The sequence below is a fragment of the Cyclobacterium qasimii M12-11B genome, from assembly GCF_000427295.1.
GTDB classification, from domain to species: Bacteria; Bacteroidota; Bacteroidia; order Cytophagales; family Cyclobacteriaceae; genus Cyclobacterium; species Cyclobacterium qasimii.
The window spans coordinates 1-15230 of the sequence record NZ_ATNM01000033.1; the positions used below are offsets into that span (position 1 = coordinate 1).

The window sequence follows — 15230 nt, forward strand, 5'->3', positions numbered from 1 at the left end:
GTTAAAATCAAGCCTATCGAGTAATTCCATAGCCATTGATCCCAAACCCATGCCTGTAATAGTAGGTATGCATAACTCTGCTCTCAATGGTATGAATCTTGGAATAGGGACGAGTAATTCGGTAGAAAGCCCTTCAACATGGAAAGAGAATTTAACCGTAAAATTCAGGTCCGACCCAATTTGGAAGTTTCAAATTGAAGAAATAATAGAGGAATCCAAACCCAAAAAACTTGTTATACGAAATGTAATCTCTGCTGAACCTGTAGGAAAGGAAGATGACCCAACACTTAGCATGGATCAGGTTAATGCCATAAATGGGGGCTTCACCGAAATCTTCAAATCCTTTGACGAAGACAGTGACACTATACAGTTAAAAAAAGCTGTTTTGCAGCTTTTTATGGAAAATAAGCTACAGACCACCGCAGCTGAAAATGACGATTTTGAAGCATTTCTAATCACTACGGTAACAGAATTTCGTGAACAAGAAAAAGAGGCTATGGAAAATACCCATAGTACCACTGACGCAAAGAAATTCAATCGGATGGAAAAGTCCTCCTATGAACTATTATTGGATGAAAAAGCCTTGTTTCCACTATTAAGGCAGTATAAAATTAATAATACGAACATTCAAATCCATTATGGGGATACAATTACCCTAATAGCGAACAATCCTCTTCAGGGCGAACAACAACTTTCCATCCCCGCTAATCCTGGACTATACGATATTTACCAGTTTTATGGTGTATTAAAACAACTCCCTTTTTCTTTGGGTTTTGAAACCAATCTTGGGTTTTTCGACCTCTCGGTCCAAAACCAAATAATAACAACAAAAACCGAACAAACCGAAAGACAATTGATAATTCCTGATTATATTCATGCCTCCATAAAGGTAACCGAAGAAGTAATCATAGAAAATCAACCGGCATATAAAATAAATGTAAAGTTTCAAGGCCTGAAAAACAGTTTATTTATCGAAAGTTACCATGTTGAAAATGCTGGTATTTACTACCTAAGTAAGTCCCAACCACATCAACTATTAAAAGCCACCTTCGAGGAAGGGATCGTTTTAGAATAATAAAATAATCAATGCTACATCAATTTAAAACCCAAATTCTCCAGACTTTTAGTTTCCTTTTTATAGCTTCAACCTTCTATTTAAGCTCCTGCCAACAAGCCGTACCGATAGCGAGTGAAGCAGATCAAAAAGCAGCACTAGAAAATGGCTATCTTGCCCATGAAGGATACCGAAGAAGCATTTATTTTGTGCACGCATGGCTAGAATATGCAGACAAAAAATCCGGATTGATTCCAAAAAACCTTAGGGAAAGCAAAGACATTTGGAACGCCAGAGATGCAGCGGCAGACAACTATCCTTTCATGGTACTTACTTCGGCTATTTTAGACAAAGAGCTATATGAGGGGAAAATGTCTGAAATCCTGCAAACCGAAATTAAACTGACTTCCAGATTGGACAGACTTCCAGATACTTATTCATTTTCGAAAGAAGGATTTGAGAATGAGGAGATTGATAAAACGGAAATTATTTTCGGTTCCTCTGAATACATCAAGGATGGCCTCTTGCCTTTAACAGAATACATAGGGGAAACGCCTTGGTCAGAGCGAATGATCGGCTTGATTGATGATATTTGGAAAAATGCCTCTTATGAAACGCCCTATGGCCTCATCCCTTCTTTGAATGTAGAAGTTAATGGTGAATTGCTACAGGCTTTGTCTCGGGTGTATTGGATGACCGGAGAGGAGAAATACCTGGACTGGGCCAAACGATTGGGAGATTATTACCTTCTGGGTGGGCACCATCCTACAGACGATGTTGAAGTACTTAGACTTAGAGACCATGGTTGTGAAATCGTATCAGGGTTGTGCGAACTGTATGTTGCGGTAGCCAATAGTGATCCTGAGAAAAGTGCTGCTTATAAGGCACCTATTTACAGAATGTTGGATAGAATACTGGAAGTTGGCACAAACGAAGACGGACTATTTTACAACCAAATTAACCCTCAAACGGGAGAAATCTTAGACGAAGAAATCGCAGACACCTATGGATACACGTACAATGCCTATTACAGTGTTTTTCTGCAAGACAATTATCAGCCCTATCAAAAAGCAGTTCTTAAGGCCATGGGAAACCTCCATAAATACACCAATTTTGACTGGGAAGAAGGAAGTGCAGATGGTTATGCCGATGCAATTGAAAGTGCTTTAAATTTATACAATAGAGAATCCTTAACTGGGACCAAGGAATGGATTGACAGTGAAATTCAGCACATGTGGTCACTTCAGGATTCCTCTCACAGAAGAAATACTGAGGATTTTAGAAACACAGGCGTCATTGAAGGATGGCATGGGGATGGGAATTTTGCACGTACCAGCATCATGTATTCCTTATGGAAAAGTCAGGGAGTAACAGCTTCTCCATGGAAAGAGCAACTTTATCTCGGAGCTACTCCTATGGACAAAGGCATTTTAATCAGCATGGTGAGTGATTCAGACTGGGAAGGTAAAATTCAATTTGACCGACCGAGGCACAAAACCATTTTCAAATTGCCTATGGACTATCCCAGAATCAATCAACTTCCTGAGTGGTTTACCGTCACTGAAGGCCAAAAGTACAAGGTCACGTTTTCAAAAGGGGGAACAGCACATACTTACCGTGGTGAAGAACTTGTAGATGGAATTGAGATTAGTCTTGAAAAAGGACAACAGATATCCCTAATTGTTGTACCATTGGAAAAATGATTTAAGTCTTATTTTTCAGTAATTGAATAGAGAATTAAACGCTATGGTGTTAGCTTATACCAAGCTTTTAATAGTAACAAGATAAAAAAAAGGGTTTCAATCGTTTCACAATGAATTCTGAAATGCTTGAAACCCTGTATTAAAAATCCCCTATAAAGACTCTAATATATATTTAAAATTAGAAAACGAACAATTAGCCGTTTTTTCACTTCTCCTCTTTCTTTTCTTTCAATTTTTGCTGAACAATATCTGCTGGATACTTTAAGGTAAGGTCTCTGATCTCAAAGGAGAAGTCACTGTAAAGTTTTTGCCAAACCTCTTTTTCCTCTTCCGTATATTCATAAAAACCTTTCCCATTGGTGATCCCTAGACCTCCCTCATCCACAATTTTATTGATGAGTTTGCCTGGTGCATCCGAATTATCCAATGTTGGAAAAAGGTCTTTCATTACTTTTCTGTAAGAAGCAATTCCTGTAAAATCCATCCAACGAAATACGCCCATCATTGGTATAAAATAACCTGCCACATTGCGACAAGCCCTGTCTACATCTTCCACAGAAGCATAATCCTCATCTACTAAGTGCATGGCTTCTCTGTACATGGCATACATAAGCCTATTGGCAATAAAGCCAGGGATATCTTTCTTAAGTAAAACTGTTTCTTTTTGCCACAATTCTCCAAGCCCATAAAGAAATTGTGCTTTATCCAAATCACTTTTTTCTCCACAAATAACTTCTAAGAATCGAGTGGTAAATGCCGGTTCCATCCAGTGCAATCCAAAAAATCTTTCTGGATGACTTACAAAAACCTGTAAATCAGTAATGGGAATTGCAGAAGTATTGCTTGTGATATAAGCATCCTTAGATACAATTTTATCCACGGCCTTGAAAACTTCCCCTTTTATATTTATATCTTCTTTGATTGACTCAATCACTAATTGACAATCCTTAAGGCTGCCCAGGTCAGAAGATATATGAAGCTTATTAAGATAATCCTCAGTTGTGCCATTCAGCAGCCCTTTTTCTTCAGCCAATTTGAAATGGTTATTGATCCGAAGTCGCGCATCCTCAAGAGCACCTTCTACCAACTCTACACCTGTTACAGGATGTCCGGCTATTAGCATACATACAGCAATACTACTACCCATCATTCCCAAACCAATTATTCCTACAGGAAATTTTTTAGGATCAAATTCACTCGACATATTTATAGATTAAGGGATAAAAAGGCTGGCTAAATTAGCCAGCCTTTACTCAATTGATTTATTTTATAAATGTACAACTTTTCCTGTTCTCACAGATTCGTCACAAGCAAAAGCTATTCTTAGACTGTTTACGGCATCTTCCATATGATCAGTCAAGTCAATGTCCTCACGGATGGCTTTCAAGAAATATTCCTGCTCACGCTTACATAGGCCATTGTGATCTGGCTCGTCTGTTAGATCAATCCACTCGTCTTCGTGAGCAAATTTTTCATTTTCATCAAGCTCAGATCTATGGTAAAGAAGAGACTCTGTCTTGGTATGGGCTTCTATACTGTCAGATTTTCCTGATCCACCCGCTTCTTTGGCAACTATAGAAACGGATCCTTCAGGGCCAAACACATCTTTAATGAAAAAGGCAGTCTCACTGACCATAGGTCCCCAACCTGCTTCATACCATCCTACTGAACCATCTTCAAACCTGATCTGAAGATTTCCATAATTATAATTTCCTTCTGGAATCTCTTCAGTAAGCCTTGCTCCTATTGCATATACTTGTACTGGCTTGGAACGAGTCATCTGGCACATCACATCGATATAATGAACACCACAATCCACTATTGGACTTAGGCTCTTCATCAAGTTTCTATGGAGGGTCCACATTTTACCTTCACTTTGTTGGTTAAGGTTCATACGCATTACCAACGGTTTGCCTAGTTTATGGCTTACAGAAATGAAATTTTCCCATGAAGGGTGATGCCTTAAAATATAGCCTACAACAAGTTTTTTCTTGTGTTTTGCCGCTGCATTAACCACTCTTCTTGCTCCTTCTACAGTATCGGCAAGAGGTTTTTCCACGAATATATCACAGCCTCTTTCAATTGCTTCAATGGCAAAAGTTTCATGTGTATCCGGATAGGTTGATATACTTACAGCATCGGGTTTAGTGGCATCCATTGCTTTATAAAAATCATCATAAAGCGCATAACCACCTCCAAGTTTTTCATTTAATACTTCCTTGGTTTTACCGCCTGAAACAAGGCCTACGATTTCATATCCATCCAACTGGTGATAAGCCAGTGCATGGGAGGCCCCCATATTGCCACATCCTACTACTAATATTTTTACTGATTTTTGGGTCATGGTATTTTTTTAGTTGATTAAAATTAACTTTTATGTTTTTTGGTTGTTGATTAAAATACTCCCTTCCGAATTATTTAATTAGTGGATAAAGTGTAATCTCCTTAAATTCTATTGTTGCGCCTTCAGATTGTACTTGAATTCTACCAAATTCAGGCTGTACATTTGTGGCGAAATTTACCAGTTTACCATTTAAAAAGACAGCAATATTACCATCCCAGGTTTGGATTTCCAGGTCATTCCATTTGCCTGCTTTTTTCTCTACTTCTTTCTTTCCCCTGAAGTTAATGGTATCAGTCCATTTAGGAGACCTTCCATACCAGTTAATCCTTCCCTTATTAATGCGTACTAAATCTCCTCCTGGTTCAAAAAGATGTGAACTTCCCTGTTTTTCCTTAGCAACGGGAGCACTTAAGCCGAAAGTTTCAGTGCCATCTCCAACCGCTAAAAAGTCTCCTGTACCACCTTCGATGATTTGTACTTCTATGCCATGCATCCAAATGCCACTGTATCCTCCATCTTCACCTTTAGAGTGTATTAAAAAACCACTGTCTCTGGCCTTTTCTTTTCGGTCTCCATAGGTTTCACCTTCCCAGCGGAAAGAGGTTTTCAATATGTAATTGTCATAAGGATTGTTAGTAGTGATACAACCCCACTCTTCTCCAGTAATTGTTAGTAAACCATCAGCTACTTGAAAAACATTCTTAGGATCTTCATCTCTTCCTCTATCCTTGATAAAGGTGTACCAGTGATCTAGATTTTTACCATTAAATAACTCAATTGCCTCCCCTTTTTGCCAGCTTTCCGGTAGGTCAATAGGAAAACTTTGGGCCATGGCAGAAAAATTCACCATACATAGGGCAAAAAACAACACTAAACAGAAACTTGACTTTCTAAGCATAATTGCATTTTTTCATTGGTTCAAATTAATTAAATTATTTATCTCTGGTATAAATACCATCCGGTAATGACTGTAGGTAGTGCATCAAATCACTAACCTCTTGATTGTTTAGATTGGAAAGCAAACCTGCAGGCATCAAAGATTGATTGGACTCTTCTAAAGACACAATATCCTGCTCATCTACTTGCACTGTACTTCCTGGTCCTATGGCCAGTTCATACCTTCCACTTTCATACTTTTTGACAATTCCCATGTAATTCTGGGTCTTGGTTTGTAAAGAGACCGTTTCATATTCCCGTGCAAAACTTGCACCGGGGAAGAGCATGGCTTCTAAAATATCATGTTTAGATCGAATCTCCCCTATATTGGTAAGGTCAGGTCCAAATGTTTGGCCATTTCCAGCTACCGCATGACAAGTGCTGCAAGCACCTTTTCCAAAGAAGATGGTTCTACCTCTATCCACATCACCTTTTACCAGACCTGAAGCCATTTCTTCTAATTGTGACAAGCGACCTTCTTGTCTCGTCTCAAGACTGTCTAAAATTACCTTTCCTGAAGTGCTTTTATCGAAGACCTTGGTCAATTGACCTGTAGACAAATTGTCCCAAACGCTTTTACGTTCCAATAATTTCACTTCCAGCCTTTGAAGTAAATCGGGCTCATTAACCCCCTCAAACAATTCCAATAGGTAAGAAATATCTCCATTTGGAGCGGCTGAGAAAACATTATCAAGAAGCCAAGACAATTCTGAGGCTTCTAAACTTAAGTTTCTAAGGATATTTAAAGACACACCATGCATCGGTTGTTGTCCTTCGACAAGCAATTGACTGGCTATCCATTCAAAATCTTCCGTTCCTATTGGCTCTCCCAAAGAGGCTAAGCCTTTATAAATGGCTAATTTAAGAGACGGGTTGTCTTCGTTGGCAGCCAACATGCTTCTGAACTTACCAAGAAAGTCATCGGCCTTTAATTGTACTGCCAAATTAATAACCGCTTTCTGTATCCGTTCATCGGGGTTGTTCAGTAATGCCAACAAACTGTTTTTCAATTTGGGAGATATCTCCCTAGGCGGATTTTCTTCCAGTAAATTTAATACCTGGAATTTCTCCTCAGCAGATTTATTGGCACTTCGTAATTCATCAGCAAGAAAAGCCTGAACTGGATCAGCATTCACAAAGGAGGGTAAAATGGCCGTAAGCTCATTGATATCTCCATTGTCCTGAGTAAAGTAATACTTCAAATAGCTAGTAAAAGCATTTTCCCATTCGGTATGGTTTCTCAAAACCCAAAGGGCTGTTCCTCTTATGGTACTGTCAGCGTTATTAAGATAAGGCTGAATTAACCCTTCGTTTAATGCTCCACTTTGCTTTTGATCAAGGGCAATTATGGCTGCTTTATTAAACTTCCCTTCTTGGATTTCCTCCAAAAGCATTTCTTCATTTTCCATTTGAATCAATGCAAAAATGACGGCATGCTCTAAAAACCTATCCGAAGGACTTGAATTTAATAAGTTAAGCAAAGGTTTTGTGGCTTGAGGGTCTCCAATTTGTCCAAGAGCTATAGCTACCTGCCTTGCCAAAGCCAAATTTGTTTGATTTTCCAATAAACTAATCAGTTCTCCTTTAGCCGAAATAACTTCTGCCAAGCCCAATACCCTGGCAGTAGCAATTTTCACCTGGTCACTTTTGTCTTGTAAACCTACAATTACCTGACTCCAGGCTCTTGGATTTTGGGTTCTGAACAACAAGAAAACTGACTTGGTCCTTACTGCTTCATCGGGATGCGTTTTTAATAGTTCCACTAAATAGGGAATAGCAACAAGTGGCTGCTTTAGCAGGTATTCACCAGCTTTTTCAGCTACTTTCAATCTGGAATCGTCCAATAGACCCACCAATTCCGGAACAGTTAGATTTTCCCAGGCAATACTATTTCCCCAAAGATCGTCCTCATCCGATTGCTTACTTGTTTTCCTAATCCTGAAAATTCCACCAGAAACCTCTGGCTTAGCAGTTCTACTTAATGGACAACCTGCAATAAACCAGCCTCCAGTATTAACTACCAACAAGTTGCCATTCGGCTCTTGAAGAACATCTGTAGGATGAAAATCAGAAAGACTGGAAGTCATAAAATGCTGGCTCCCGGCATCATAAGTTGCCCCATTTGGAGTAAGTACCGTTCTTACAATTCTACCGGTATTGAATTCTGCATGAAATAAATTGCCCAGGTAGGCATCATCCCATTTATTCCCAACATAACGCATAAGCCCTGCAGGAGAAACTCTTGCCATTTTATGCATGACAGGCATCAAATCACCTGTGCGAACCAATTTATCTTCTCCAATTACTGGATTGGCTTTAGGGTACACCCCGTCTTCTACCCAATGCATAAGTGCATCTCTATAACCTCCTTGAGGATCAGTAAAATACGTCATGGTCCCCATTACATCTCCTGTAGGGGTAAAAACCAGCTCAATAGCGTTATCAAAACCACCGCCAGCAAAACTTTGTAATTGAGAGCCATTTGGTAAACAACGCCAAATTCTGGCTCCTTTACCTTTGAAATTTACAAATTCCTGACTTTGAATATCAAAGCCACGCCTGGCATCAGCCATGTACAAATAGCCATCTGGCCCCATAAATGGGCCACTTAGAATAGCTGCATTGTGATGCAAAGTCCACCCAGTAATTAGCACTTCCTTTTCTTCAGCCACCCCATCCCCATCATGGTCAGTATACTTGATCAAGTCAGGGGAAGCTGTGACAATTAAACTTCCATCTACAAAGGCACCACCCATAGGAAATGGGATTTTGTCAACGTAAACGGTTTTATGGTCAAAAATGCCATCCGCATCCGAGTCTGTCAAAAGTAAAATTTGAAAGTCTGGTTCAGCTACTATTTCCTCGGTTCCTTCAGTATGCCCACTAGATTCCATCACAAAGAGACCGCCCTTATCATCAAAAACCGCAAACATTGGGTATTTAACAAGACCAGGCACAATGGCCTCCTCTATCACAAAGCCTTCAGGAACCTCAATTCCTGCTACTTGTTTAGAAGAATCTCCCCAGATACCTAAAGTTGCCCAAATAACTAAGAGAACGACAATCGCGGTAAACCCCAACAATAATTTATTCCTATTACTTCTCTCTTTTTGCATGAATAACAAGAATTTACGCAGGCTTCTGCCTATCAAATAACATCGGGAAAAATTGACCTTCTAACTTCTGACCTGGAGCAAAAATCGGAACACCTTTCAACAATTCTTTGTCAGTGTTTGATTTTGTGCCGTCAGCAAAAACATTCAACACAAAAGCTCTTCTGGATCTTTCTGATTTGTTTTCGTAGGATCCATGAACCATAAGCGGATGATGGAAAGCGCCATAGCCTCTTTCCATTTCAATAGGAATGGGCTTAAACTCCTTCTTTTGGTCTTCTGTAAGGTATTCCATTAGCCCTTCCATATCTCCCGCAAGTTCCGGCTTGTCTAGCAAACCCCATTGGTGACTTTTGGGCACATAATAAAGACAGCCATTCTCTACATCCACATCATCTAAGCCTACCCAGCAGGTTAAATGCTGCATGGGCACAGATCTGGTCCAATAGGAATAATCCTGATGCCAGGCCACCACCCCACCATGCTTGGCAGGCTTGCAAAACAATTGGTCATGCCAGAAGCGAACTGAATTATCTCCCAGCAACTGACTGGCCGCCATGACAAATGCCGGATTCCACAATATATCATGAAACCCTTCCTTAATCCGCCAATGTCCCAGGGAATGAAAAAGAACAGTCTCAGGATTTGAAGATTCATTGGAAGCGAAATCGTAGAACAATTCCATACCTGCCTGATTGGGATCAGTTAGACTTTCCAGTTCTTCATTAAGCTGAGCTACCTGCCAATGTTCCAATAATTTAATATTGGGTAAATAACCATTGGTATGGAAAAACGTTACCTGCTCATCTGTCAGCCGATATTGCTCCCATTCTTTTTCATTTTTTGGCCATTTGAAAAGTTCGGACAGCAGTTCATGAACTTTTGATAAATCATTAACCATTTGTTATGACAATTAAGGGTTTGGCAATAAAGGAGCGATTTGTTCAGGAGAGGTAACTCCTGCTGGCAGTTCTGTTACTGTGAGGTTACGGAAATGAATCGGAGCACCTTCTGATTCAAGACAGATATAGCCCTTTTTTTGGGTGGCCTTACTGATACCATTTACGAATTTACCGTTGACAGAAAGTTTAACTACACCATCCACGGCTACGACCACATAAGTATTCCACTGACCTTTGCCTAAACAACGGTTTTCTATGGATTTACTACGTGTTCCTCTAGGCGTGTCCGGTACCGTTTCTACACCACCAACACCAAATAATTCACCATGAACATAAGCGATTGGAGGCAACTCACCTTTGTCATTTTTATGTTGGTTTACCCAGTCCAATTCAAGCATCTGAACTTCCAGGCCATTAGGAAGTTCATTTGGTCCCGGAGTAGCATCTGACCAAACGAAGGTGCCAGAATTTCCTCCATCTGACATGTGTTTCCATTCTACATACATGATGAAATTTTCATATTGCTTTTCAGAACGAATCACTCCAATTGGCAATCCTTCACAAACCAATTCGTCGCCATCAAAACGCCAGGTATCTTTACCGGTGTTCACATCTATCCAATTAATTGATTCGCCCTTGGCTTTTTTACCTTGAACCAAAGCACTTAAGTCCTGCTCAGTCCCAAATTTAAACAACTTTTCTTGTGCCTCTACTACCTCTGAGAACAGCCCAAAAAGGACAAAAGCAGTTATAAACTTATACATTGTCTTCATATTTAATCTTTTAAAATATTAAGTTTTTAAACCGCTTTGGTAATGCCCGGAATAGCTACCTGTGGAACATCAACAACTAAATCCCAGCGGTAATCTGCCGCATCAGGCCCCAACTTAACGTCACTTTTCATCGCTTCTTCCCATGTAATGGTTTGTCCACTGTAACCAACCATTCTCCCAATTATTGCCAGCATGGTACTGTTAGCCATTAATTCGCCTTGGTTCATAGGTTCTCCTGCCCTTATGGATGCAAATAATTCCACATGCTGTGTATCATATGGGTTATTGGACTCACCTTCATAATCCCATCTGGTTTCCCCCATTGTAGTATGAATTCTTTTACCGGTATTTATAGTTGCAGACCCTTTAGTTCCCGTGAAATCTGCTTGGTTGATATTAGAGCAACCTTTTTGCTGCCTACTAAAATGTATACCCTTAATATTGTTCTCATATTGATACTCTATGGCAAAATGGTCATAGATATTACCCCATTTCTCTTCAGTTCTTGCTTGTCTTCCTCCCGTTCCAGTAGCACTTATTGGAACACGATCTCCTAATGCCCAGGACATAAGGTCTAAACTATGCACCATCATCTCTACAATATAATCTCCTGATAACCAATCATAATAATACCAGTTTCTCAATTGATATTCCATCTCAGTCCAACTTTCCTGACGCTCTTTGTACCACAATCCTCCCCCATTTCTGACAGTCAAAACATTGGTAATGTCACCTATTTCTCCATTCTTGATACGATCAAATACGGCTCTTTTAGGGTTATCAAACCTATAAGTAAATCCAGAAACCACGGAAAGCCCTTTTTCTTTAGCCAGTCTGGCAGATTCCAAAACACTCCTAATTCCAGGGGCATCAACGGCTACAGGTTTTTCACAAAAGACATGCTTTCCTGCTTCTACAGCTGCTTTAAAGTGCGCTGGTCTAAAAGCTGGTGGAGTTGTCAATATAACAACATCTACATCTGAGGCGAGCACCTTCTGAATAGCATCAAAGCCAACAAACTTATTTGCTTCCTCAACTTTTACCTGTTCAGGGTTCATTTTTTTAAGCGATTGGTAAGATTCGTCAAGGTAATCTTCGAAAATATCTCCCATTGCAGTAAGTTCTGCATCCTTATCTGCTTTTAGTGCTTGCGCAGCTGCTCCAGTTCCTCTACCACCACATCCAATAAGGCCTACCTTAAGGGTGGATTTCTGAGCCGCAAATCCTTCTCTGATATTGAACCCAAAAGGCAATACCGATCCGGCTACAATAGCTGTTCCAGTAGATTTTAAAAATGATCGGCGGTTTTTATTATTTTGATCCATAGTTTATAACTGTTTAGAGACCTATTGGTCTTATAGAATAAATGAATAATCCGTAAAATACGATATGTCTTATCAACTTCAAACAATTTTTATGTCAAAAGGTATGGCATTTCGCAATTTAATATTTGCAGTTGTTCTGTTTCGGTAAAAAATAATATATTTGACTAGACTGACAATAAACCCACTACACCCATGCCACTACAACGTTCTGTTGAAAATACAGATGAGCTTACTTTCCTAATTAAAGGAGAGGTCTTAAATGACCCCTATTCTTTGGCTATTTATGCTACAGATGCCAGTATTTACCAAATTACACCCTTGGCTGTAGTCCTTCCGGAGGATGAATCAGACGTACAGAAAGTCATTTCCTGGGCAAATAAAAACAAAATTTCTATTTTACCTCGAGGAGGAGGCACCAGTTTAGCGGGACAGACCGTTGGCGCTTCTATTGTTCTTGATTTTTCCAAGTACATGAACCAAACGCTTGAAATAAATCGAGAAGAGGGTTGGGTAAGGGTTCAGCCTGGAAAGGTCAGAGATGTTCTCAATGATGAACTTGCTCCTTTAGGTTTACATTTCCCAGTAGATCCTGCCACTTCTAGTAGGGCCAATGTAGGAGGTATGGTAGGCAATAATTCTTCTGGAACGAAAAGCATAATTTACGGAAAAACCGTAGACCATGTCCTTGAGGCAAAAGTGCTTTTGGCTGATGGCACCCTGCTCCACCTGAAGAACAAAACCAGGGAAGAGTATAAAACAGTTGCCAAACAAGACAATCGGGAAGGGAAAATTTACCGTTCTTTCGCCGAAATCATAGAAAAAAACAAGGCATTAATCGAGACCAAATTCCCGAAAGTAATGCGGAGAGTTGGTGGCTATAACATGGATGAATTCCTCCATGATGACAATTGGAACCTATCAAAACTAATTACAGGGAGTGAGGGCACTTTAGCCATCACACTTGAATTAAAACTTAATCTTGCTCCTCTGCCAAAGTTTAAGTCAGTTTGTGTTGTTCACTTTGATGCCTTGCTAGATGCGGTAGGTGCAGTTACACCCATACTGAAATTTAAGCCTTCAGCTGTGGAAATATTGGACAAAATTGTAGTAGACCTAAGCCGGGAAAACCTTACCACTCAACGTCACTGTCATTTTATCAGCGGAAACCCGGAAGCCATTCTAATTGTGGAATTTTATGGAGACACAATGGAAGACGTAATGGACAGGCCTATGGCAATGGTCAAGGATCTCCAGGAAAAAAGATTGGGATATGCCTATCCCCTCTTCCCTCAAGGACCTGAATACGAAGATGTCTGGGTAGTAAGAAAAAAAGGGCTCGGGCTAATGTTGGGAATAAAAGGGCAAAAGAAACCCTTAGCATTTATAGAGGATGCAGGTATCCCTACCCAATACTTAAAAGATTATATAGACAGGACACTCCAGATTTGCAAAAAACACAACACAGCCGTTGCCATGTATGCGCATGTGAGTGTTGGCGTTATCCATGTGAGACCTATCCTTGACCTCAGGCAACAAATAGACATCCAGAGACTAGAAGACATTGCCGAGGACACTTTTAACCTTGTCATGGAGTATGGAGGCTCATGGAGTGGTGAACATGGTGACGGGCTCGTAAGGAGCTCATTTAACGAACGGTTTTTCGGGAAAGAGCTTTATCAGGCATTTAAACAAATTAAGCAATTGTTCGACCCAGCAAACCTGATGAATCCTGGAAAAATAATTTCCAACCAAACCATTTCTGAAAACCTGCGCTATGGGGCAAATTATGCCGACAAAACCAACAAGACTGAGTTCCTTTACAAAACAGAACAAAGCTTTCAAGAATCAGTGCACATGTGCACAGGAGTTGGTGAATGCCGAAAATTGTTGGGTGGCACCATGTGTCCAAGTTTCAAGGCAACAAGAGACGAAGAACATTCCACCCGAGGAAGGGCCAACGCATTAAGAATGGCCATGTCCGGTCAATTGGATGAAGAGGGTTTAACCAGCAAAAGGCTCCAGGAAACGTTAAGCCTATGTTTAAGTTGCAAGGCATGTAAATCTGAGTGCCCTAGCAATGTGGACATGGCTAAAATGAAAAGTGAGGTCCAACAATTGTATTTTGACAAGCATGGACCTTCAATAAGAGATAAAATGATCCGCGATGCCCCAAAGATGGCCAGGCGCTTTGCAGGTCCTCTGTCCTCAACCATAAATAAAATTCAATCCAGCCCTTCATTCAAATCAGGGCTTGAAAAAATTGCAGGTTTTGATAAGCGGCGAACACTCCCTCAATATGCAAAAACACCTTTCTATAAATGGTTCGTTCAAAATGAGAAACTTTTATTAAAGGCCGAAAAAAAGGTGGTGCTTTTTTGCGGACACTTATTTGAATTATCATGAACCTGAAATTGGAAAAGATGCTGTAAAACTCCTAAATGATTGTGGTTATGAAGTGATTTTGGCCAATGTAGGCTGTTGTCAAAGACCAAAAATCTCACATGGGTTTTTAAGAGAGGCAAAGGATGCTGGATATGTAACCATCAAGGAATTGGTTAAATTCATAGACAAAGGGCTGAAAGTAGTGGTTTGTGAGCCAAGTTGTGCCTCTGCCTTGAATGATGATTTCCCTGATTTATTACCTGATGAAGGGCTGGCATCTAAATTAAAAACCAACGTGTTAATGATCGATGTCTTTCTACACCAGGAGATGAAAAATGGTGTGATAAACGTTAAACTTCAAGCCAAAGAAGGGAAATTGCATGTACATGGTCATTGCCATCAAAAAGCACTTTATGGCACCCAAGCGATGAAACAAACTTTAGCCAACCCCGAAGAATTTGACGAAATACCTTCCGGATGCTGTGGAATGGCGGGGTCTTTTGGTTATGAAAAGGAACATTACGATTTGTCGGAGAAAATAGGTGATGAAATATTATTCCCTTCGGTTAAGAAATTACCAGAAAACACATCAGTTACAGCATGTGGCTTTTCATGCCGCCATCAAATTGGTCATTTTACAGGTGTAAAAACCAAGCACTGGGTTTCCTGTGTCGAGGTCATTAAACCTAAAGTATAAA

The 15230-nt window shown here is 40.1% G+C and carries 11 protein-coding genes; 4 read left to right on the plus strand and 7 right to left on the minus strand.

All coding sequences use genetic code 11. From position 1 onward, the window contains the following. Both ADICYQ_RS27315 and ADICYQ_RS03110 read left to right on the plus strand, forming a co-directional pair. The coding region (locus ADICYQ_RS27315; RefSeq protein ID WP_040414295.1) for a hypothetical protein at nt 1–1075 on the plus strand (1075 nt) is incomplete at its 5' end. An 11-nt stretch (nt 1076–1086) separates the two neighbouring features. Continuing rightward, nucleotides 1087–2757, plus strand: coding sequence for a glycoside hydrolase family 88 protein (locus ADICYQ_RS03110; RefSeq protein WP_020892172.1), 1671 nt, complete (start codon nt 1087–1089; stop codon nt 2755–2757). Nucleotides 2758–2962: 205 nt separating this feature from the next. Here ADICYQ_RS03110 and ADICYQ_RS03115 read toward each other — a convergent pair whose 3' ends face one another. From ADICYQ_RS03115 to ADICYQ_RS03145, 7 genes are all read right to left on the minus strand, one after another. After that, nucleotides 2963–3961 (minus strand): 3-hydroxyacyl-CoA dehydrogenase family protein, encoded by a 999-nt coding sequence (locus tag ADICYQ_RS03115; protein WP_020892173.1) that lies wholly within the window; start codon nt 3959–3961, stop codon nt 2963–2965. Nucleotides 3962–4024: 63 nt separating this feature from the next. Beyond that, nucleotides 4025–5101, minus strand: a complete 1077-nt coding sequence (locus ADICYQ_RS03120; protein ID WP_020892174.1) for a Gfo/Idh/MocA family protein — start codon at nt 5099–5101, stop codon at nt 4025–4027. 70 nt (nt 5102–5171) lie between these two features. Continuing rightward, nucleotides 5172–5999 (minus strand): 3-keto-disaccharide hydrolase, encoded by an 828-nt coding sequence (locus ADICYQ_RS03125; protein WP_040414297.1) that lies wholly within the window; start codon nt 5997–5999, stop codon nt 5172–5174. Nucleotides 6000–6033: 34 nt separating this feature from the next. Beyond that, entirely contained in the window at nt 6034–9153 is a 3120-nt protein-coding gene (locus ADICYQ_RS03130; protein ID WP_040414298.1) for a PVC-type heme-binding CxxCH protein, read from the minus strand. Between the two features lie 13 nt (nt 9154–9166). Next, a complete protein-coding gene (locus ADICYQ_RS03135) occupies nt 9167–10051 on the minus strand; it encodes a phytanoyl-CoA dioxygenase family protein (RefSeq protein ID WP_020892177.1) in 885 nt (294 codons plus the stop codon). Between the two features lie 12 nt (nt 10052–10063). Continuing rightward, nucleotides 10064–10816, minus strand: coding sequence for a 3-keto-disaccharide hydrolase (locus ADICYQ_RS03140; protein WP_020892178.1), 753 nt, complete (start codon nt 10814–10816; stop codon nt 10064–10066). 35 nt (nt 10817–10851) lie between these two features. Further along, on the minus strand, nt 10852–12150 hold the full coding sequence (locus tag ADICYQ_RS03145; protein ID WP_020892179.1) for a Gfo/Idh/MocA family protein: 1299 nt from the start codon (nt 12148–12150) through the stop codon (nt 10852–10854). A gap of 192 nt (nt 12151–12342) precedes the next feature. On the opposite strand from ADICYQ_RS03145, the gene ADICYQ_RS03150 reads away from it, so the two are divergent. Both ADICYQ_RS03150 and ADICYQ_RS28120 read left to right on the plus strand, forming a co-directional pair. Then, a complete protein-coding gene (locus ADICYQ_RS03150; RefSeq protein WP_020892180.1) occupies nt 12343–14553 on the plus strand; it encodes an FAD-binding and (Fe-S)-binding domain-containing protein in 2211 nt (736 codons plus the stop codon). Next, on the plus strand, nt 14540–15229 hold the full coding sequence (locus ADICYQ_RS28120) for a (Fe-S)-binding protein (RefSeq protein WP_020892181.1): 690 nt from the start codon (nt 14540–14542) through the stop codon (nt 15227–15229). Before ADICYQ_RS03150 ends, ADICYQ_RS28120 begins: the two co-directional genes overlap by 14 nt. The last annotated feature ends 1 nt before the right edge of the window (nt 15230 follow it).

Bases quoted from the DNA above. Each gene is read 5' to 3' on its own strand.
- ADICYQ_RS03110 (WP_020892172.1), top strand. From the start codon at position 1,087: ATGCTACATCAATTTAAAACCCAAATTCTCCAGACTTTTAGTTTCCTT.
- ADICYQ_RS03115 (WP_020892173.1), bottom strand. From the start codon at position 3,961: ATGTCGAGTGAATTTGATCCTAAAAAATTTCCTGTAGGAATAATTGGT.
- ADICYQ_RS03120 (WP_020892174.1), bottom strand. From the start codon at position 5,101: ATGACCCAAAAATCAGTAAAAATATTAGTAGTAGGATGTGGCAATATG.
- ADICYQ_RS03125 (WP_040414297.1), bottom strand. From the start codon at position 5,999: ATGCTTAGAAAGTCAAGTTTCTGTTTAGTGTTGTTTTTTGCCCTATGT.
- ADICYQ_RS03130 (WP_040414298.1), bottom strand. From the start codon at position 9,153: ATGCAAAAAGAGAGAAGTAATAGGAATAAATTATTGTTGGGGTTTACC.
- ADICYQ_RS03135 (WP_020892177.1), bottom strand. From the start codon at position 10,051: ATGGTTAATGATTTATCAAAAGTTCATGAACTGCTGTCCGAACTTTTC.
- ADICYQ_RS03140 (WP_020892178.1), bottom strand. From the start codon at position 10,816: ATGTATAAGTTTATAACTGCTTTTGTCCTTTTTGGGCTGTTCTCAGAG.
- ADICYQ_RS03145 (WP_020892179.1), bottom strand. From the start codon at position 12,150: ATGGATCAAAATAATAAAAACCGCCGATCATTTTTAAAATCTACTGGA.
- ADICYQ_RS03150 (WP_020892180.1), top strand. From the start codon at position 12,343: ATGCCACTACAACGTTCTGTTGAAAATACAGATGAGCTTACTTTCCTA.